Below are 18,469 nucleotides of genomic sequence, written 5' to 3' on the forward strand. Positions count from 1 at the left end.
GGCGCAGCAGGTCGAGCCTCATGCCGGGCGGTCCTCCACGGCAGCCTCGGCAAAGGTCGCCATCTGCGCGTGTAGCGCGCAGGCCAGCCGCAGCAAGGGCACGGCCAGCGCGGCACCGCTGCCCTCACCCAGGCGCAGCCCCAGGGCCAACAGAGGCTCGGCCTGCAAGGCGCTCAGCACCGCCTGGTGACCAGGCTCCGCACCTTGGTGGGCGAACAACAGCCAAGCGCGGCACTGCGGGTTGAGGCGCACGGCCACCAAGGCCGCCACGGTGCAGATGAACCCGTCCACCAGCACCGCCACACCCGCCTGGGCGCATGCGAGATAAGCGCCGACCAGCGCCGCCAGCTCGAAGCCCCCCACACAGCCCAGCGCACGCAGCGGCTCATCGGCCGCCAGGCGGTGCAAGGCCAGGGCTCGCTCGATGACGTACGCCTTGTGCTGCACGCCGGCGCTGTCCAACCCGGTGCCTGGCCCGCTCAATGTGGCTGGCGGACAGGCGAGCAGTACGCTGGCCAGCGCCGCCGCTGCGGTGGTGTTACCGATGCCCATTTCGCCGCCTATGAACAGCTGTGCACCGTGGGCCGCCGCCCGCAGCGCGCTGTCACGGCCTGCCTGCAGGGCGGCGTGCAGTTGTGCCTCGCTCAGGGCGGGCTGTTGGGCAAAATTGGCCGTACCGGGGCCAAGGTGCAGGTGGCGAACGCCCGGCAATGCGAGCGTCGGGTCGACAGTGCCGAGGTCGACCACCTCCAGGGTGGCGTGCAGTTGGCGCGCCAGTACGCTGATGGCTGCACCCCCGCCGACGAAATTGCGCAACATCTGGCCCGTCACGGCCTGAGGGTACGCCGAAACGCCCTCCTCGACCACGCCATGGTCGCCCGCGAACAGGCTGATGGCGACGTGCTCCAGCGACGGCCGTTCGCAGCCCTGCAGGCCTGCCAACTGAATGGCGAGCGCTTCGAGCTGGCCGAGCGAACCGGCAGGCTTGGTCAATTGTTGCTGCCGCTCGCGTGCTGCGGCCATGGCCGCCTCGTCAAGGGGCTGGCAGGGCATCTGCCACCAGACAGGGTTCATGATGCAGGTCCTTTGAGCGTGAGTGGGAGGCCGGCGACCGTGAGGATCACCTGCTGGCAGCGTTCGGCCACCGCCTGATGCACGACACCGGCCAAGTCGACGTAACGTCGCGTCAGCTCGCCCATGGGCACCACGCCCAGGCCGGTCTCGTTACTGACCAGGATGATGTGGCCGGGCAGGTGCTCAAGGCAGTCCAACAAGGCATCACGCTCCTCGGCCAGCCGGCGCGGGTCGTCCAGCATGAGCAGGTTGGTCAGCCATAGCGTCAGGCAGTCCACCAGCAGGCAGCGGTCAACGGCCGCTTCGGCCTTCAGTACGGCGGCCAGGGCCAAGGGTTCTTCGATCAACCCCCACTCCACTGGCCGGCGCTGGCGGTGCAGCTGCACCCGCTCATCGAGTTCGCCATCCAGCGGTTGACTGGTGGCGATATAGGTCACGGGCAGGCCGCAGGCGGCTGCCCGCTGCTCGGCCAGGCGGCTCTTGCCAGACCGGGCTCCGCCGATCACGAACGTACGCACGTCAAGGTACTCCACACAATTGGCGCAGGCGCTGGGTGTCCAGGTGCTTGTCCACCAGGTCAGCCAGGCGTTCGATGTCGCGCTCGCGCAACGCCTCGTAGTCGATCAGTTGCACGTCTTCAAGCCCAGCCCAGCGCAGCAGGGCCGCGCAGGAGGCGCTGCCCTCGAACAACCCGTGCAGGTAAGTGGCCAACACCTGGCCGTCCGTGCTGATGGCACCCTCGCAGCGACCGTCGGCCAGGCGTATCGCTGGTTGCGCCAGCGCAGGGCCAGTGGTGACACCGGCATGGATCTCGTAACCGGTCACAGGCGATGCATCCAGGTGCAAGGTCCCGGCGACGTTGCGCAACTGCTTGTCGGCTTCCAGCACCGTGGCGTAGTCCAGCAGGCCGAGCCCGGGGCTGGAGCCTGCAGCGCCTTCCAGGCCCAGCGGATCGTGCACCTCGCGCCCAAGCATCTGCAGGCCGCCGCAGATACCGATCACCTTGCCGCCATAACGCAGATGGCGTTCGATGGCCTTGTCCCAGCCGCGCGCACGCAGTTGCGCCAGGTCGCCACGGACACTCTTGGAGCCTGGCAGGATGATCAGGTCCGCTGGCGGCACCGGTTGACCGGGGCCGATGAACTGCAGGTCGACCTGCGGGTGCAGGCGCAGCGGGTCGAAGTCGGTGTGGTTGCTGATACGTGGCAGCACAGGCACGATCACCTTGAGCACACGCTGCTGCTTTTCGCCCTGGCGCCGGTCGATGCCGTCCTCGGCTTCAAGGTGCAGGTCGGTGACGTACGGCAGCACGCCGAGCACGGGTTTGCCGGTGCGCTGCTCCAGCCAGTCGAGCCCGGGTTGCAACAGGGCGATGTCGCCCCTGAAGCGGTTGATGACGAACCCTTTGACGCGCGCCTGCTCGCTGGGCGACAGCAGTTCGAGGGTACCGACCAGGTGGGCGAACACACCCCCGCGGTTGATGTCGGCGACCAGAATCACCGGGCAGTCCACAGCCTCGGCAAACCCCATGTTGGCAATGTCGCCAGCCCGCAGGTTGATCTCGGCCGGCGACCCTGCGCCCTCCACCATGACCACCGGCCAGCCCTGGCTCAGGCGCTGGTGCGAGGCCAGCACGGCCTGCATGGCGATGGCCTTGTAATCATGGTAGGCAACCGCGTTCATGCTGGTCACCGCACGGCCATGGATGATCACCTGGGCGCCGGTGTCGCTGTTGGGTTTGAGCAGCACCGGGTTCATGTCGGTGTGCGGCGCCAGGCGACAGGCTTGGGCCTGCACCGCCTGGGCCCGGCCGATCTCGCCGCCGTCGGCGGTCACGGCGCTGTTGAGGGCCATGTTCTGCGGCTTGAACGGCACCACGCCGATGCCCTGGCGCAGCAGCCAGCGGCACAGGGCAGTCACCAGGGTGCTCTTGCCGGCGTCGGAGGTGGTGCCTTGCACCATCAGGGTCGTCATGTAAGGTCCTTGCGGTAGGCACTGAGGGCTTGGGCCAATCGTCGTTCGTCCGCCTGGCTGGGCGGTAACCCGAAACGCAGGGCCGCCGGCTGCTCGAACAGGCGCACCAGCACCCCGTGTCGTGCGAGGTGATCGTGCAACCGGGCGGCATGCTCGCACCGCACGTACTGGAAAAGGTCACAGCCGCCGGCGGGCGCCAGCCCTGCATGGGACAGCAAAGCCGCCAGGCGTTCGCTGGCGCCTGCACAGCGCTGGCGCTGCAGCTGCTGCGTGGCCAGGTCGGTCAGGCTGGCCTGGGCCAGCACCCGGCTGGGGCCGTTGATGGTCCACGGGCCGAGCAATTCGGCCAGGCGCTGCAGCACGCTGTGCTCTGCGGCCACGAAGCCCAGGCGCACACCGGCCAGGCCGAAGAACTTGCCGAACGAGCGCAGCACTATCAAACCCGGGCATTCGGCACGTTTGATCACAGTGTTTGCGGGGCTGTTGTCCATGAAGGCTTCATCGACCACCAGCCAGCCGCCGCGTGCTGCCAGGCGCTGATGCCACCCCAGCAGTGTGGGCGCAGGCACGACGCGGCCGGTGGGGTTGTTCGGATTGACCAAGACCAGCACGTCGAGGTTGTCGATCGCGTCGTCGACCTGGTGCTCATCCAGCTCAAGCAACGTGTGCCCAGTCCGCTGCCAGGCATAGGGGTGCTCGGCATAACAGGGTGTCAGCACTCCGACTCGGCTCGGGCTGCGTAACAGGGGCAGGGCCTGGATGGCAGCCTGTGAGCCCGCCACGGGCAGCAGTCGCGTGGCGCCGTAGTAGCTGCACGCCGCCTGCTCAAGGCCATCGTCTGTTTCCGGCAGGCGTGCCCAGGCTTCGATAGGGATCGGCGGTATCGGGAAGGACCAGGGCGCAATGCCACTGGACAGGTCCAGCCACTGCTCGCGGGCGATGCCATATTGCCGAACCGCACGCAGCAGCCGGCCTCCATGTTCAAGCATTCAGGTAAGCTCCCAGACACAACACCAACAGCCACAGCCATACCCCACGCTGCACCAGTGTCCAGCCGCCCTCGATGGCATCGGGGCTGGCCGCAGGGCCGTCGCCCAGGCGCGGGCGGTCGTGCAGTTGGCCGTGGTACACCGCCGGCCCGCCCAACTCGACACCCAGCGCCCCTGCCCCGGCCGCCATGACCGGGCCAGCATTGGGGCTGTCCCATAGCGGCCCCTGGCGGCGCCAGCAGGCCAGCGCCAGGCGGGTTTTGCCCAGCACTGCGTAGGTGAGTGCGACCAGGCGCGCCGGCACATAGTTAAGTACGTCATCGATGCGCGCCGCGCACCAGCCGAAGCGCTCGAAGCGTTCGTTTCGATAGCCCCACATGGCATCGAGGGTGTTGCTCAGTCGATAAAGCACCACCCCTGGCGCCCCGGCCACGGCAAACCAGAACAAGGCGGCGAACACGGCATCGCTGCCGTTTTCCAGCACCGACTCGGTGGCCGCCCGCGCCACCGCCGTCTCGTCCAGCTCACGGGTTTCACGGCTGACCAGATACCCCACTCGCCGCCGTGCTTCTTCCAGATCGCCCTGGCGCAAGGCCGTGGCCACCGGCAGCACATGTTCGCCCAGGCTACGCAGCCCCAGGGCGCAGTACAGCGCCAGCACATCGACCAGCCAGCCGATCACCGGCAGCCAAGAGAGCATGAGGGCCAGCAAGGTCAGCGGCACCACGGCCAGGAACCAGGCGCTCACGCCATGACTGCGCCAACCGCGCCCGCCGGCATTGAAGCGCCGCTCCAGGCTGCTGGCCATGTTGCCGAAAGCGACCAGCGGGTGGCGCCGCCGCGGCTCACCGAGCAACGCATCCAGGGCCACACCGGCCACGCTCAGCAACGCCACGCTCATGCGCCTTCTCCCCACCGGTTTTCAAACAGCATCTCGTGCAACGGTCGTTCTTCGGTCCAGCTCTGCATGACCAGCATGGGCGCAGGATAGAATGCCGCCACCGGCCCCAGGCACAGCACGGCCACGGGTTTGGCGCCGCTGGGCATGCCAAGCAACGCTGCCAGCGCCTGGGGATCGAACAGCGATACCCAGCCCATGCCCAGCCCTTCGGCACGGGCGGCCAGCCACAGGTTCTGGATCGCGCAGGCGAGCGAGGCCAGGTCCATTTCAGGCAGGGTGCGGCGCCCGAAAATGTGAGGCTCACGGTTGTCCATCAAGGCGGCGACCCATAGTTCGGCGCAATCGTTGATGCCCTCTACCTTGAGCTTCATGAATTCGTCCGAGCGCTCGCCCAGCGCTTGTGCAGTCAACGCCCGTTCGGCCTCCACCAGGGCCTGGATGCGCCCACGCAGGGCCCGCTCGGTGATGCGGATGAACCGCCATGGCTGCATCAAGCCCACGCTCGGTGCCTGGTGGGCTGCGCTGAGTAACCGTGTCATGACCTGCGGCGCCACCTCCCCTTGAGCGAAATGGCGCATGTCGCGCCGCTCGCCGATGGCGCGGTAGACCGCGGCACGCTCCTGGTCGCTGAACGCATGCTCGTTCATGGGCAGAGCAGCGCTGCGGCTGCCTCCGGGTTGGAGGGGAAGTAGAAGTGCACGTAGGACGCGGTCAGGCGGCCCAGGCGATAGACCGCTTCGTTGCCGCGCCCACCGTTGGGGCTCAACCCACGTGCCAGCGGCTCGAGCGCGGTGCTGGTCAAGGAGTGGTGGTAGGTATGGCCGCGCAGTATGCCCTCGGGCAGTTCGACCGCCTGCAGAGCCAGGGCCGCCAGGCGCTTTTGCATGGTCGCCTCCCCCGGCAGCAACCCAAGCAACTCGACCCTGTCCCCGGCCACGTCGGTCAGTGCGTCGAGCAGATACAGCATGCCGCCGCATTCGGCGAGCAACGGCTTGCCCTGGGCATGATGGGCGCGGATGGCCTGGCACATCGAGGTGTTGCGCGCCAAGGCATGATGGTGCAGCTCGGGGTAACCGCCGGGCAGGTACAGGCTGTCCACTGGGGGCAATTCGACGTCATGCAGGGGGGAGAAGAACTGCACCTGTGCGCCTAGACGGCGCAACAGGTCCAGGTTAGCGCCATAGAGGAAGGCAAAGGCTTCGTCGCGGGCCACACCGATACGTACGCCCGCCAAGGTGGCCTGGGCGGGTAACGGATCGGCCGGTTCGAAGGTGACCGCCGGTGGCAAGGCGGCATCGCAACTGGCGCCCAATGCCTGGGCGGCAGCGTCCAGGCGTGCGTCCAGGTCGTTCAACTCGCTGGCCTGCACCAACCCCAGGTGACGGCTGGGCAGTTCGATGCCGCGCTCGCGGGACAAGCCGCCATACCAACGCAGGCCCTCGGTGAGGCTGCCTTCGAGCAGTTGCGCATGACGCAGGCTGCCCACCCGGTTGGCCAGCACCCCGGCGAACGGCAGATCCGGCTGATAACGCGCCAGGCCCAGGGCCAGCGCGCCAAAGGTCTGGGCCATGGCCGTACCGTCGATAACCGCCAGCACCGGCACGCCGAAGTGACGTGCCAGGTCGGCGCTCGAAGGGGTGCCGTCGAACAGCCCCATCACCCCTTCGATGAGGATCAGGTCGGCTTCACCTGCCGCCTCCCAGAGCAGCCGGCGGCTTTCCTCGGCACCGATCATCCACAGGTCCAACTGGCAGACGGGGGCACCGCTGGCGCGTTCGAGAATCATGGGGTCGAGAAAGTCAGGCCCGCATTTGAACACCCGCACCTTGCGGCCCAGATTGCGGTGCAGGCGCGCCAGCGCGGCAGTGACCGTGGTCTTGCCTTGGCCAGAAGCCGGCGCGGCAATCAGGACGGCGGGGCAATGGCGGGCCTGGCTCACAGCTCGACGCCCTTCTGGGCACGGATACCGGCCTGGAAGGCGTGCTTGAGCATGCCCATTTCGGTCACGGTGTCGGCCAGCTCGACCATTTCCGGCTTGGCCGCGCGACCGGTGACGATGACGTGCTGCATGGGGGGGCGAGCCTGGATGTCCGATAGCACCTGGTCCAGATCAAGGTAGCCGTGCTTGAGCGCAATGTTGAGCTCGTCGAGCACCACGAACTGCACCGCAGGATCCTGCAGCAGTTGCCTGGAGACGGCCCATGCCGCTTCTGCCGCCGCAATGTCACGCTGGCGGTCCTGAGTTTCCCAGGTGAAACCCTCGCCCATCACGTGATAGCGCACCTGTTCGGGAAAGCGCCTGAAGAACAGCTCTTCGCCGGTACTGTTGCGGCCCTTGATGAACTGCACCACCCCGCACTGCATGCCGTGGCCCAGGGCCCGGGCAAGCATGCCGAAGGCCGAGCTGCTCTTGCCTTTGCCATTGCCGGTGAGCACCAGCAGCAGGCCGCATTCGTTGGGGGAATTGGCAATGCGTTCGTCGATGACCGCTTTCTTGCGCTGCATCCGTGCCAGATGGCGTTCGTCGCGCTCGGTGGCGTCGCTCATGGGAGGTTCTCCGCTAGCTGACACCACGATCGAGCGCCGTGTCAGGGAATGGGCAGGCAAACGGAGCGCGCGCAGGGGCATTGGCCAAGGCCAGTGGTCACCGCGCATCACCCTCCGTGATGCCGTTGGCAGTATCAGGCCGGTCTCCGGGCTCGTGAGCGGGCCGCTGGCCCTGACCTGCGCGCCTTCCCGGGTATGGTCACCCAGTGGCCCTGCGCGGCCGTCACTCACTTACCGTTGCGGGGGCAGCGCCGGAATCGCACCCTGTGGGCACTCACCGACTTCCCAGTTTCACCCTGGCCAGACGTTGCTGGCGGGGCACCTGAAACACGCGCGAAGGTTAGAGGGTTGCACCCGGAGCGTCAATCGACGCGGCGCGCCTGGCGGCGCAGGAGGGATGGCCGAGCCACCCGCGTCAGCTCCGCCGCCTGTGCGACTGAACCCGCCGCGTTCCACAGCCTCTGAATCAATAGAACCTGCCGAGGACGTCGACCATGAACCGCGTGGCACTGCCTGTTGCACTTCTTGTAAGCCTGGGCTTGGGTGGCTGCGGCGAAACGGCGCGCCTGACAGTGGCCGACGGCACCGGCCCTGCGCCGCAGTTGCCCTCCCCCGCCAAGACCCTGCTCCCCACCGTGAACATCGCGCCAGCCGTCGGCTGGCCCGCCGGGCGCATGCCTCAGGCTGCACCCGGGTTACAGGTGTCGCGCTTTGCCGGTGACCTCGACCATCCGCGCTGGCTGTACGTGCTACCCAATGGCGACGTGCTGGTGGCAGAAACCAACGCACCTGCCAAGCCCGAAGACGCCAAGGGTATCCGCGGATGGGCCATGAAGCGGGTCATGGCACGCGCGGGGGCTGCCGTGCCCAGCCCTGATCGCATTACCCTGTTGCGCGACGCCGACCAGGATGGCGTTGCGGAAATCCGCCATACCTTTGCCGACGGGCTGAACTCGCCCTTTGGGATGGCGCTGGTGGGCAATGATTTTTACATAGCCGATACGGACAAGCTGCTGCGTTTTCACTACCAGCCCGGGGCACGCCAGGTAACCGGCCCGGCAGAAGTAGTTACCCTGCTGCCAGCCGGCCCGTTGAATCACCACTGGACCAAGAATGTCATCGCAAGCCCTGATGGGCAGCGCCTCTACGTCACCGTGGGCTCAAACAGCAACGTGGGTGAAAACGGACTCGACCAGGAGCAGGGTCGCGCCGCAATCTGGGAGATCGACCCCAGCACCGGCAAGCACCGCCTGTTCGCCACCGGCCTGCGCAACCCTAACGGGCTCGCCTGGGAGCCTAACAGTGGCGCACTGTGGACGGCGGTCAACGAGCGTGACGAAATCGGCAGCGATCTGGTACCGGACTACATCACCTCGGTACACGCGGGTGGATTCTATGGGTGGCCCTACAGCTACTATGGCCAGCACGTGGATGAGCGCGTGCAGCCCCAGGACCCCGCCAAGGTCGCCCGAGCACGGGTACCCGACTATGCCGTTGGACCGCATACTGCTTCACTGGGATTGGCCTTCGCCGGGCCGGATGTGCTACCTGCTCGTTTTGGAGCAGGCGCATTGATTGGCCAGCATGGGTCCTGGAACCGCAAGCCCCACAGCGGCTACAAGGTGATATTCGTACCCTTCGACGCCTCAGGCAAACCGTCGGGCCGGCCCATGGACGTGCTCGACGGTTTTCTGGATGAAGGCGGCCAAGCCATGGGCCGCCCGGTGGGGGTTGCCCTGGAGGGTCGCGGGGCCGTACTGGTCGCGGACGATGTGGGCAATGCCATCTGGCGCGTCAGCAAAGCTCGGTAACCCGTCTCAGGGGTTCTGTGCCAGGTGCCCCTGAGGGATGACCCGCTTGGCCTGCAGGTAGGCCTTGGCCCAGTAGCTGTTGGACAAATAGTCCAAACGCACCGTACCGCCAGTGCGAGGCGCATGCACGAAGCGCCCGTCCCCTACATAAATGCCGGCATGGCTCACCTGCGAGCCGCCACTGGTCGCGAAAAACACCAGATCACCCGACTGCAAGGATTTCACATCCACGGTAGGCGCACGCATGCCGATCATCTCGCGCGTGGAGCGCGGCAGGCTGATGCCGGCGGCATCGCGGTAGACGTACTTGATCAGACCACTGCAGTCGAAACCTGAATCGGGCGTATTGCCGCCCCAGCGGTAGGGCGTGCCAACCAGACCAATGGCACGAATCAGTACGTCATCGGCAGTGGGCGAGAAGCTGGGTTGGCTGTAGGTAACCTGGGGCTGCACAACCCGCACAGGGGCAGGCGCCTGAGGTTGGCTGGAGCAGGCCGCCAATAAGGCTGCCAGGGAAATGAAAGCGAAGCGCGCCATCGTTGTCATGGCCAAAACATCCTGTATGGGAACGCTGGGCCGCAGCGGGATAGAGTTGAGAAATTAGATTAGACGCTTTCTGTAAATACGCACGGCGTCGAGCTTTTTTGCAAAGCAGCGACGCCGTGGTTAGGACACATCAGATTGCCATTAGTTGCGCGCGATATGCGTCGGCGCCATGGCCAAGGCACGTTTGGCCTCGAGGAAGGTCTTGCTCCAGTAACGGTCACCGAGGCTATCGATGCGTACGCCCCCGCTACGGCGGCTGCTGGAGTGAATGAACTGGTTGTCGCCCAGGTAGATGCCAGCATGACTGACACGACCACGGCCGTTGGTGCTGAAGAACAGCAGATCGCCAGGCTTGAGTTTGTTGCGTGCCACCTTCGGCGCATCGACGTTGATCATCTCGCGGGTAGAGCGCGGCAAGGTCATGCCTGCCTCTTCGCGGAACAGGTAGCCGATGAAGCCGCTGCAATCGAAGCCGGACTGCTCCGAGGTACCACCGAAGCGATAGCGGGTGCCGATCAACGACATGCCGCGCTCCAGAATGCTGTCGGCCAGCACTGGCAGCTGATAGGGCTTGCTGCTGGAGAAGACCTCCAGTTCATCGTCAGTAGCCACTTCCTGGGGTTCGCCAAACACTGGCGAAGACGAGGCCTTGGCCTTGATCGCCGGCTGTACGGCGACCGGGGTGTGATCCTGGGGCTGGGATACCGGGCCTTGGGCCGCGCAGCCAAAAAGCAGGGTCACGAGTGCGAGTGGCACGAGGGGTGCGAAGCGCTTGAGCATGGGCACAACCGTGTCTGTAATCCTTTAGTGGGGTGGAACTATGCCCACTATAAGTTCCATTTGCAAATTTTATCGAAAAAGATGTGACTTTTCCGTGGGATGGCTCTGGCCCCGTGTTTTCAGGGGGTCACCAGCCCAGGGTTTCCTTGAGGAAAGGAATGGTGAGTTTGCGCTGGGCTTGCAGAGATGCCTGATCGAGCCGTTCCAGCAGATCGAACAGCGCACTCATGCTGCGCGCGCCGCGGGTAAGGATGAAGTGACCCACTTCGTCGGTCAGGTGCAGGCCGCGCCTGGATGCCCGCAATTGCAAGGCACGTAGCTTGTCTTCGTCGGACAGCCCGCGCATCTGGAACACCAGGGCAAGGGTGAGGCGGGATTTCAGGTCAGGCAGCTTCACCGGCAATTCCCGCGGGGAAGCGGATGCTGCCAGCAGCAGCCGACGGCCACTGTCGCGCAAGCGATTGAACAGGTGGAACATGGCCTCCTCCCAGTCCGGCTTGCCGGCGATGACGTGCAGGTCATCGATGCACACCAGTTCGTACTGGGCCAGGTAGTCCAGAAGACCGGTACCGCGTTCGAGCAGCTGCGCCAAGGGCAGGTAGACGGCAGGCTCGCCCCGTTGCTGGAAACGATGGGTGGCTGCTTGCAGCAGATGCGTGCGGCCCACGCCTTGTTTGCCCCACAGGTAGATGAGGCTCTCGGTCCAGCCGGCGTCGGCTTCGCAAAGCCGCTCGACATACCCCAACGCAGCGGCATTGGCGCCCGGATAGTAGTTGATGAAGGTGGCGTCGTCGCGCAGGCGCACACCCAGGGGCAACTGGATCGGTGGTTTCATGCTCGCGGGCGGTCGACAGGACCGCAGGGGGCCTTTTGTGGACAATCTGCAAAGTCTATACCTGCCAAGCGGGGTGCACAATGACGCCGCTGCAGAGTCCAAGCAAAATCAATGGGTTGCACTCTCCCAGCGCTAACCCGAGACTCACCTGCCGCCCTGTCACGGCTGATCGGGTGCGGGGGGATCGAGGGGGACTGGGACTTGAGCATCCCCTGCATACATGTCCGACTCCTTGTACAAGCCGTGCACGTGGCGCAGCAGCACCATGATGACCGCCGCCACCGGCAACGCGAGCAGCACGCCCGTGAAACCGAACAGCTCACCGCCGGCCAGGATGGCGAAGATCACCGCCACAGGGTGCAAACCGATCCGGTCGCCTACCAGTAGCGGTGTCAGCACCATGCCCTCGAGTGCCTGACCGACCATGAAGACCGCAACGATGCCGAGCATGGGATACAGATCGCCACCGAACTGAAACAGTCCTGCCACCAGCGCCGCGCCGATGCCAATGATGAAGCCCATGTAGGGGACGATGGCCGCCAGACCGGCCAGCATGCCGATCAACAACCCCAGTTCAAGCCCGACCAGCATCAAGCCTGCCGAGTAGATGATGCCCAACGCGACCATCACCAGCAGTTGCCCACGCACGAACGCACCCAGCACCTCGTGGCACTCGCTGGCCAGCTCGACGACTTTCGGCTCGCTCTGCCGCGGCAACAAGCTGCGCAACTTGGCCATCATCAAGTCCCAGTCACGCAACAGGTAGAACCCCACCACGGGAATCAGCACCATGTTGGCCACCCAGGCCATCAACGCCAGGCTGGAGGCCGTTGCCTGGGACAAGAGCATGCTGACGATATCGGTGGTCTGCCCCATGTGAGCGCCGATGGCCGCCTTGATCTTGTCGAATTTCCAGAACCCGTCGGCAAGGCCCAGGCGCCCCTGCACCCAAGGCAAGGCGACGTGCTCGAGCCAGTCAAGCACTTGCGGCGCCAGCGCATACAGGCGCACCAACTGCTTGGCCAGCATGGGGATGAGCACGAGCAACAGTGCAAGCATCAGCAACGTGAACAGCCCGAACACCATCACTACGCCCCAGGTCCGTGACAACCCCAGGCGCTCCAGGCGATCGACCAGCGGGTCGGCCAGATACGCCAGCAGAATGCCGACCAGAAAAGGTGTGAGAATGTTGTGCAGGCTATAAAGCAGGGCGATGACGATCAATGCCACGCCCAGCCAGATCCAACGACGCATGTCAGTCATGAACGACCCTCTTACCAACCAAAGCGCAAGCCATCGAACGTTTCGGCACCAGCCGCAGGCGACACTGGTGGCTCGTCTGGGGACGTACCCACTGGCCCAGGGGTCACCTGCGGCGCAGGTATCTGCTCGGCCGGGACTTCCCTGAGCTTGGCCAATGCCAGCTGAGCCCGTAGTTGTTCGCGGCTGGCGGTGACCGAATAGGTCAGCACGTCGCCGTCGACCCGCTTCAACTGCGCGCCGTAGGACTCCAGAACCCGGGCCAGCTCAGCGTAGCGCGGCAGGTTCATGCCCTGGACCTGCATCTGCACTTGGCCACCGGCCCCGGGTCGCGTCACGTAACGCGGTGCCAGCCGCGTACTCACCGCAAGCATCACGGCGTCGGCAAGCGCTGCCGGGTCCGCTCCTTCGGCGCTGCCCTGCTCGCGCTCACCGCCCAGCCACAATTGCCATTTACCTTGCCATTTGCCGTCGACCTGCTGGGCGTGCACAGCCAGCAGAGCATCGGCGCCGTAGCGCTGGGAGACTTCACGCAGCGGCCCCGGGTCCTTGGCGTCGATATGCTTGGCATCGGCCACCAATTGCTCTTGCAGATCGGCCAGAGGCAGGCGCAGCGGCAAGCCCCGGTGNNCGGTGACGGGCCGCGCGCCGCAACGGCTGGGCGCTGGGCTGGCCGTCCCCTACCAAGCTGGTGCCGTCAACGCTCTCGACGAGCCACCAACCCAGAATCGACGGGCGATTGCTGCCCCACAGACTAAGGCCCGCCTTGCGCAGGGCACGTTCGGTGCTACCGGGGTCGAACTCGACCCGCACGGTTTCGGGCGGGCCAGCGTCGCTGCCCACCTGGTTGACGATCGGTTGCGGGTCCTTGCGCAGTGCGGCCAGCGCCGGGCTCTGCACGGCCTTGGAGTCGCCGGTCAGGCGCAGCACCAAGGTGTCGAAGGCCTGGCTGGTCGCCGCCGCACGCGCCTCGGCGCCCTGCCCGGCCACTGGCTCGCGTACCTGATAGAGGCCGGAGACGTTTTCGGCCTGGGCCGCGCCTGCGATCAACGCCAGACATCCCATGACCCAAGTAGTGAAGAAGCGCATCGTTGTGTCCTTGTGATCTGGAACGGCGAGTTTCAAGCTTCAGCGCTCACACCTCAAGCGGCACGGTTAAAGGTAGCACCGGCAAGGCCAGGCTTCTGGCGATCTTGCAGGGGCAAGGGCCCTAAATTCACCTGCCCGTCGGCCGGAGGATGGCCGCTGCCCGGCAACCCTGATAAAATCGCGCGCCTTCACAGACCACTGATGTCACGGTTAGCCGCTGCATGGCTGCCGGCCCTTGCCGTCAGGGTCGTTTTTACGAATCCCTCCCTCCTAAAGGCCTGGATCAATGAGCAAGCAACCCTCCCTGAGCTACAAGGACGCCGGTGTAGACATCGACGCCGGCGAAGCACTGGTCGAACGCATCAAGGGCGTGGCAAAACGCACCGCACGCCCTGAAGTCATGGGTGGCCTGGGCGGCTTTGGCGCCCTTTGCGAGATCCCGGCCGGCTACAAGCAGCCGGTGCTGGTCTCCGGCACCGACGGCGTGGGCACCAAGCTGCGCCTGGCGCTGAACCTGAACAAGCACGACAGCATCGGCCAGGACCTGGTCGCCATGTGCGTGAACGACCTGGTAGTTTGCGGCGCCGAACCGCTGTTCTTCCTGGATTACTACGCCACTGGCAAGCTGAACGTGGACGTGGCGGCTACCGTGGTCACCGGTATCGGCGCAGGTTGCGAACTGGCGGGCTGCTCGCTGGTCGGCGGCGAAACCGCCGAGATGCCGGGCATGTACGAAGGTGAGGACTACGACCTGGCGGGCTTCTGCGTAGGTGTAGTGGAAAAGGCCGAGATCATCGACGGCTCGCGCGTGGCCACCGGTGATGCGCTCATCGCTCTGCCATCCTCGGGCCCGCACTCCAACGGTTACTCGTTGATCCGCAAGATCCTCGAAGTCTCGGGCACCGACGTCGAAAGCACCCAGCTCGACGGCCAGCCACTGACCGACCTGCTGATGGCGCCAACGCGCATCTACGTCAAGCCGCTGCTGCAACTGATCAAGAACACTGGCGCAGTCAAGGCCATGGCCCACATCACCGGTGGCGGCCTGCTGGACAACATCCCGCGCGTATTGCCGGCCAATGCCCAGGCGGTCATCGACGTGGCCAGCTGGCAGCGCCCAGCCGTCTTCGATTTCCTGCAGGAAAAGGGCAACGTCGACGAGCATGAAATGCACCGCGTACTCAACTGCGGCGTGGGCATGGTGATCTGCGTAGGCCAGGACCAGGTCGAAACTGCCCTGAGCGAACTGCGCAACGCCGGCGAACAGCCTTGGGTCATCGGCCATATCACCGAGGCCGCAGAGGGCGCTGCTCAGGTCGAGTTGCAGAACCTCAAGGCACACTGATGCCGAGCAAGCCCTGCAATGTCGTGGTACTGCTGTCGGGTTCCGGCAGCAACCTGCAAGCGCTGATCGACAGCAGCGCCATCCCGGACAGCGCCGTGCGCATCGGCGCGGTCATCTCCAACCGCGCCGATGCCTACGGCCTGCAGCGCGCAGCCGCTGCCGGTATCGAAACCGCAGTACTCGACCATACCGAATTCGAAGGCCGCGAAGCCTTCGATGCGGCCCTGGTGGCGTGTATCGATGGGTTCGCCCCGGACCTGGTGGTGCTGGCGGGTTTCATGCGTATCCTCAGTGGCGGCTTCGTGCGCCACTACCAGGGTCGCCTGCTCAACATCCATCCTTCGCTGCTGCCTCGCTACAAAGGGTTGCACACCCATCGACGCGCCCTGGAAGCAGGGGATGCCGAGCATGGGTGCAGTGTCCATTTCGTCACCGAGGAACTCGATGGGGGCCCGTTGGTCGTACAGGCTGTCGTGCCGGTGGCACCCGATGACACGGTCCAAAGCCTGGCTCAGCGGGTTCACGCACAGGAACACGTCATCTACCCAATGGCTGTTCACTGGTTCGCCAACGGCCGCTTGCGTCTTGGCGAACAAGGTGCATTACTGGATGGCCAGCCCCTGTCGGCCAGCGGTCATTTGATTCGATCCTAGGAGATACTATGCGTCGCGCCCTGCTCTTGGCTCTTGCCGTGCTTGCCCTGCCCCTCCAGGCAGCAGACCTGAAGCCGTTCTCGGCCAGCTACACCGCCGACTGGAAGCAACTGCCCATGAGCGGCACCGCCGAACGTAGCCTGGTCAAGAATGCCGATGGTACTTGGGACCTGAACTTCAAGGCGTCAATGATGATCGCCAGCCTGACCGAGCAAAGCTCGTTGCGCTTGGAAAACGATACCTTGCTGCCGCAGCGTTACCACTTCGAGCGCGGCGGTCTTGGCAAGGCCAAGAAGGTCGACTTGAACTTCGATTGGGCTGCCAAGAAAGTGACCGGCAGCGACCGTGGCGATGCCATCACCCTGCCGCTCAACCGTGGGGTGCTCGACAAGTCGTCCTATCAACTGGCGCTGCAGCACGATGTCGCCGCAGGCAAGAAGAGCATGACTTATCAGGTGGTCGATGGTGACGAGATCGATACCTATGACTTCCGCGTGCTGGGCACCGAAAAAGTCACCACCAAGACCGGCCAGGTGGATGCCGTCAAGGTCGAACGTGTGCGTGATCCAAGCCAGAGCAAGCGCATCACCGAGCTATGGTTTGCCAAGAACTGGGACTACCTGCTGGTGCAATTGCGCCAAGTGGAAACCGATGGCAAGGAATACGTGATCGTCCTGCAGGACGGCACGGTCGATGGCAAGTCGGTCAAAGGTAACTAACGTTCGAGGTTGTCGGCGTTTAGCCGTAATCAACGCAAAGCCCCGCCCTGTGCGGGGCTTTTCTTTGGCCGGGCATAAGGCAGTCGCGCCAGGGCATGCCATGGCTACATGAAACTTGTTTCATGACCGTTTTATTTACTTAGGCTGCTAACAAACTCTATAAATAAGGCGTGCGACAGACTGTCGCACCCAACCCGAAAAAGTGGAGTTTAACGATGACAGTTCAAGTGACCGAACGCGACGAATCGAAAATGTCCCACGAAGGCCTGGCCGCAGGCGTGCGGATCTGGGATGTGCACCAGCAGGGCCAGTTGGTCGGGATGTTCCACAACGAGCACGAGGCGCAACAGTACCGTGTCGAACTGGAAGACCTGGAAAAGCAGCGCACGACGCAGTGACAGCGATCTTCAGAAAAACCATGACGTGAATAGTCGTCGTGGTGCCAGGGGCCGCCTCGCGGCCCAGCGCACACAATGCGGCCCTGCCTAACCGATTCACGATCAGACAGGGCCTTGCAGCGTTACCACATCAGATCGTCAGGGATCTTGTACGCCGCATACGGATCGTCGTCATCGGCTTCCTCGACATGGGTATTGAGCAGTAATACCCGGCCCGGGTCGCGTTCCTGAATCTTGACGGCAGCCTCGCGGGGAATGACCTCATAGCCGCCCCCGTAGGACACCACCGCCAGCGCACCATTGCTCAACTTGCTGCGCATCAGGGCGTTGACCGCGATACGTTTGACCTTTTTGTCGTCGACGAAGTTGTAGTAATCCTCGGTCGTGAGCTTGGGCAGGCGGGTCGCTTCGATCAGTTGCTTGATCTGCGCGGCGCGTGCCTTCTTTTCGGCTTTTTCCTGCTGTTCACGGTTGAGCGCCTGATCACGCTTGGCCTTTTCAGCCATGGCTTCCTTGGCCAGCCGCTGCTGGGTATCGTCCACGTCGACCTGGCCTTTGTGCTCCAGGCGCTTCTGTTTCTTTTCAGCCTTGTTGGCCTGAGAAACCTGTTTCTGGTTGACCAGCCCGGCTTTGAGCAATTGGTCGCGAAGGGAAAGGCTCATGAATGTTCACTCACTTATGCAACAGCTCAGCCGCAGCTGGGCAGGTTCTTTTCCTGACGCTTGGCTTCACCCCAAAGGGTGTCCAGCGCATCAAGGTTACAATCTTCAATGGCAGTGCCGCTGTCACGCAACGCCTGCTCGATAAAGCGAAAACGTCGCTCGAACTTGCGATTGGCTCGGCGCAAGGCGTTTTCAGGGTCATGTTTCAAGTGACGCGCCAGGTTGACCACCGCGAACAGCAAATCGCCTACTTCGTCTTCCAGCGCATCGTTGTCCCCGTCGGCCATGGCCTGCAACACTTCGCCGAGTTCCTCACGCACCTTGTCCACAACCGGCAAGGCCTCGGGCCAGTCGAAACCGACGGTGGCCGCACGTTTTTGCAGTTTGGCCGCCCGGGACAAGGCAGGCAATGCCGTCGGCACATCGTCGAGCAACGACAGCTGCTCTGGTCGGCTTTTTTGCGCCCGCTCCTGCGCCTTGATTTCTTCCCAGCGTGACTTGACCTGCGCATCGCTCAGGCTGGGCGTCTCCAGCGGCGCATACAGGTCCCCGGTCGGAAAGACATGCGGGTGGCGACGAATAAGCTTGCGGGTGATGCCATCCACCACGCCGTCGAACGCGAAACGGCCCTCCTCCCGAGCAAGCTGGCTGTAGTAGACCACCTGGAACAGCAGATCACCCAACTCGCCTTGCAAGTCCTCGAAATCGCCGCGTTCGATGGTGTCCGCCACCTCGTAAGCTTCTTCGAGGGTGTGCGGGACGATGCTGGCATAGTCCTGCTTCAGGTCCCAGGGGCAGCCGTAGTGCGGGTCGCGCAAGCGAGCCATGAGGTGAAGCAGGTCCTGGAGGGTGTAGGTCATTCAGGCAAGTCCTTGACGGTCGGGCT

The 18,469-nt window shown here is 64.5% G+C and carries 19 protein-coding genes, 1 pseudogene and 1 riboswitch; of the genes and pseudogenes, 5 read left to right on the forward strand and 15 right to left on the reverse strand.

The genetic code is table 11. The annotated features are described in order from the left end of the window. Nucleotides 1-18 precede the first annotated feature (18 nt). Genes cobT through cobO form a run of 8 tightly spaced genes read right to left on the reverse strand, consistent with a single transcriptional unit; the run spans nt 19 to nt 7,485 of the window. Nucleotides 19-1,074, reverse strand: coding sequence for a nicotinate-nucleotide--dimethylbenzimidazole phosphoribosyltransferase (gene cobT / locus B2S33_RS13890; protein ID WP_181074142.1), 1,056 nt, complete (start codon nt 1,072-1,074; stop codon nt 19-21). Further along, a complete protein-coding gene (cobU, locus tag B2S33_RS13895; protein ID WP_125922436.1) occupies nt 1,071-1,592 on the reverse strand; it encodes a bifunctional adenosylcobinamide kinase/adenosylcobinamide-phosphate guanylyltransferase in 522 nt (173 codons plus the stop codon). Before cobU ends, cobT begins: the two co-directional genes overlap by 4 nt. 1 nt (nt 1,593) lies before the next feature. After that, entirely contained in the window at nt 1,594-3,048 is a 1,455-nt protein-coding gene (locus B2S33_RS13900) for a cobyric acid synthase (protein WP_027913930.1), read from the reverse strand. Then, nucleotides 3,045-4,037, reverse strand: a complete 993-nt coding sequence (gene cobD, locus B2S33_RS13905; RefSeq protein WP_027913929.1) for a threonine-phosphate decarboxylase CobD — start codon at nt 4,035-4,037, stop codon at nt 3,045-3,047. Before cobD ends, B2S33_RS13900 begins: the two co-directional genes overlap by 4 nt. Further along, on the reverse strand, nt 4,030-4,938 hold the full coding sequence (cbiB, locus tag B2S33_RS13910) for an adenosylcobinamide-phosphate synthase CbiB (RefSeq protein WP_027913928.1): 909 nt from the start codon (nt 4,936-4,938) through the stop codon (nt 4,030-4,032). Before cbiB ends, cobD begins: the two co-directional genes overlap by 8 nt. Then, nucleotides 4,935-5,585 carry a 5,6-dimethylbenzimidazole synthase gene (gene bluB / locus B2S33_RS13915; RefSeq protein WP_404698033.1) on the reverse strand — a complete coding sequence of 217 codons (651 nt, stop codon included), beginning with the start codon at nt 5,583-5,585 and terminating at the stop codon, nt 4,935-4,937. The genes cbiB and bluB overlap by 4 nt, the downstream gene beginning before the upstream one ends. Beyond that, the gene (locus B2S33_RS13920; protein WP_059183703.1) at nt 5,582-6,877 is read right to left on the reverse strand and encodes a cobyrinate a,c-diamide synthase; all 1,296 of its coding nucleotides are present in this window, start codon (nt 6,875-6,877) and stop codon (nt 5,582-5,584) included. The genes bluB and B2S33_RS13920 overlap by 4 nt, the downstream gene beginning before the upstream one ends. Beyond that, the gene (cobO, locus tag B2S33_RS13925) at nt 6,874-7,485 is read right to left on the reverse strand and encodes a cob(I)yrinic acid a,c-diamide adenosyltransferase (RefSeq protein WP_027913925.1); all 612 of its coding nucleotides are present in this window, start codon (nt 7,483-7,485) and stop codon (nt 6,874-6,876) included. Before cobO ends, B2S33_RS13920 begins: the two co-directional genes overlap by 4 nt. A 120-nt stretch (nt 7,486-7,605) precedes the next feature. Beyond that, nucleotides 7,606-7,826, reverse strand: a riboswitch (cobalamin riboswitch). Between the two features lie 153 nt (nt 7,827-7,979). On the opposite strand from cobO, the gene B2S33_RS13930 reads away from it, so the two are divergent. After that, nucleotides 7,980-9,296, forward strand: coding sequence for a PQQ-dependent sugar dehydrogenase (locus B2S33_RS13930; RefSeq protein WP_088523265.1), 1,317 nt, complete (start codon nt 7,980-7,982; stop codon nt 9,294-9,296). 6 nt (nt 9,297-9,302) lie between these two features. Here B2S33_RS13930 and B2S33_RS13935 read toward each other — a convergent pair whose 3' ends face one another. The 5 genes and pseudogenes from B2S33_RS13935 to B2S33_RS13955 form a co-directional block, all read right to left on the reverse strand. Next, nucleotides 9,303-9,842: a C40 family peptidase gene (locus B2S33_RS13935; protein ID WP_027913923.1), complete on the reverse strand. Its 540-nt coding sequence runs from the start codon at nt 9,840-9,842 to the stop codon at nt 9,303-9,305. A gap of 141 nt (nt 9,843-9,983) precedes the next feature. Further along, complete coding sequence (locus B2S33_RS13940) at nt 9,984-10,622, reverse strand: C40 family peptidase (RefSeq protein WP_028686867.1); 639 nt, start codon at nt 10,620-10,622, stop codon at nt 9,984-9,986. Between the two features lie 127 nt (nt 10,623-10,749). After that, nucleotides 10,750-11,457, reverse strand: a complete 708-nt coding sequence (gene hda / locus B2S33_RS13945) for a DnaA regulatory inactivator Hda (RefSeq protein ID WP_027913921.1) — start codon at nt 11,455-11,457, stop codon at nt 10,750-10,752. A gap of 159 nt (nt 11,458-11,616) precedes the next feature. Next, the gene (locus B2S33_RS13950) at nt 11,617-12,720 is read right to left on the reverse strand and encodes an AI-2E family transporter (RefSeq protein ID WP_288650522.1); all 1,104 of its coding nucleotides are present in this window, start codon (nt 12,718-12,720) and stop codon (nt 11,617-11,619) included. A gap of 11 nt (nt 12,721-12,731) precedes the next feature. Next, a pseudogene (locus tag B2S33_RS13955) lies at nt 12,732-13,806 on the reverse strand (DUF2066 domain-containing protein). A gap of 286 nt (nt 13,807-14,092) precedes the next feature. Between B2S33_RS13955 and purM the strand changes: the two are divergent. From purM to B2S33_RS13975, 4 genes are all read left to right on the forward strand, one after another. Further along, on the forward strand, nt 14,093-15,151 hold the full coding sequence (gene purM, locus B2S33_RS13960; protein ID WP_027913919.1) for a phosphoribosylformylglycinamidine cyclo-ligase: 1,059 nt from the start codon (nt 14,093-14,095) through the stop codon (nt 15,149-15,151). Beyond that, entirely contained in the window at nt 15,151-15,804 is a 654-nt protein-coding gene (gene purN, locus B2S33_RS13965; RefSeq protein WP_027913918.1) for a phosphoribosylglycinamide formyltransferase, read from the forward strand. Before purM ends, purN begins: the two co-directional genes overlap by 1 nt. 8 nt (nt 15,805-15,812) lie before the next feature. Further along, nucleotides 15,813-16,523 carry a DUF3108 domain-containing protein gene (locus B2S33_RS13970; protein ID WP_028686870.1) on the forward strand — a complete coding sequence of 237 codons (711 nt, stop codon included), beginning with the start codon at nt 15,813-15,815 and terminating at the stop codon, nt 16,521-16,523. A 215-nt stretch (nt 16,524-16,738) separates the two neighbouring features. Further along, nucleotides 16,739-16,921, forward strand: a complete 183-nt coding sequence (locus B2S33_RS13975; RefSeq protein ID WP_023534042.1) for a hypothetical protein — start codon at nt 16,739-16,741, stop codon at nt 16,919-16,921. A gap of 122 nt (nt 16,922-17,043) precedes the next feature. Here the strand turns inward: B2S33_RS13975 and B2S33_RS13980 are convergent, their stop codons facing one another. Beyond that, nucleotides 17,044-17,583, reverse strand: a complete 540-nt coding sequence (locus B2S33_RS13980; RefSeq protein ID WP_023534063.1) for a DUF2058 domain-containing protein — start codon at nt 17,581-17,583, stop codon at nt 17,044-17,046. Nucleotides 17,584-17,609: 26 nt separating this feature from the next. Beyond that, complete coding sequence (gene mazG, locus B2S33_RS13985; RefSeq protein WP_027913916.1) at nt 17,610-18,443, reverse strand: nucleoside triphosphate pyrophosphohydrolase; 834 nt, start codon at nt 18,441-18,443, stop codon at nt 17,610-17,612. Between the last annotated feature and the right edge of the window lie 26 nt (nt 18,444-18,469).

This window comes from Pseudomonas sp. UBA5568 (assembly GCF_002425525.1).
Classification (GTDB): domain Bacteria; phylum Pseudomonadota; class Gammaproteobacteria; order Pseudomonadales; family Pseudomonadaceae; genus Aquipseudomonas; species Aquipseudomonas fulva.

What these genes read in the sequence shown, in the direction of transcription:
- cobT (WP_181074142.1), bottom strand. Translation starts at nt 1,074, where the DNA reads ATGAACCCTGTCTGGTGGCAGATGCCCTGCCAGCCCCTTGACGAGGCG.
- B2S33_RS13900 (WP_027913930.1), bottom strand. Translation starts at nt 3,048, where the DNA reads ATGACGACCCTGATGGTGCAAGGCACCACCTCCGACGCCGGCAAGAGC.
- cobD (WP_027913929.1), bottom strand. Translation starts at nt 4,037, where the DNA reads ATGCTTGAACATGGAGGCCGGCTGCTGCGTGCGGTTCGGCAATATGGC.
- cbiB (WP_027913928.1), bottom strand. Translation starts at nt 4,938, where the DNA reads ATGAGCGTGGCGTTGCTGAGCGTGGCCGGTGTGGCCCTGGATGCGTTG.
- bluB (WP_404698033.1), bottom strand. Translation starts at nt 5,585, where the DNA reads ATGAACGAGCATGCGTTCAGCGACCAGGAGCGTGCCGCGGTCTACCGC.
- cobO (WP_027913925.1), bottom strand. Translation starts at nt 7,485, where the DNA reads ATGAGCGACGCCACCGAGCGCGACGAACGCCATCTGGCACGGATGCAG.
- B2S33_RS13930 (WP_088523265.1), top strand. Translation starts at nt 7,980, where the DNA reads ATGAACCGCGTGGCACTGCCTGTTGCACTTCTTGTAAGCCTGGGCTTG.
- B2S33_RS13935 (WP_027913923.1), bottom strand. Translation starts at nt 9,842, where the DNA reads ATGACAACGATGGCGCGCTTCGCTTTCATTTCCCTGGCAGCCTTATTG.
- B2S33_RS13940 (WP_028686867.1), bottom strand. Translation starts at nt 10,622, where the DNA reads ATGCTCAAGCGCTTCGCACCCCTCGTGCCACTCGCACTCGTGACCCTG.
- hda (WP_027913921.1), bottom strand. Translation starts at nt 11,457, where the DNA reads ATGAAACCACCGATCCAGTTGCCCCTGGGTGTGCGCCTGCGCGACGAC.
- B2S33_RS13950 (WP_288650522.1), bottom strand. Translation starts at nt 12,720, where the DNA reads ATGACTGACATGCGTCGTTGGATCTGGCTGGGCGTGGCATTGATCGTC.
- purM (WP_027913919.1), top strand. Translation starts at nt 14,093, where the DNA reads ATGAGCAAGCAACCCTCCCTGAGCTACAAGGACGCCGGTGTAGACATC.
- purN (WP_027913918.1), top strand. Translation starts at nt 15,151, where the DNA reads ATGCCGAGCAAGCCCTGCAATGTCGTGGTACTGCTGTCGGGTTCCGGC.
- B2S33_RS13970 (WP_028686870.1), top strand. Translation starts at nt 15,813, where the DNA reads ATGCGTCGCGCCCTGCTCTTGGCTCTTGCCGTGCTTGCCCTGCCCCTC.
- B2S33_RS13975 (WP_023534042.1), top strand. Translation starts at nt 16,739, where the DNA reads ATGACAGTTCAAGTGACCGAACGCGACGAATCGAAAATGTCCCACGAA.
- B2S33_RS13980 (WP_023534063.1), bottom strand. Translation starts at nt 17,583, where the DNA reads ATGAGCCTTTCCCTTCGCGACCAATTGCTCAAAGCCGGGCTGGTCAAC.
- mazG (WP_027913916.1), bottom strand. Translation starts at nt 18,443, where the DNA reads ATGACCTACACCCTCCAGGACCTGCTTCACCTCATGGCTCGCTTGCGC.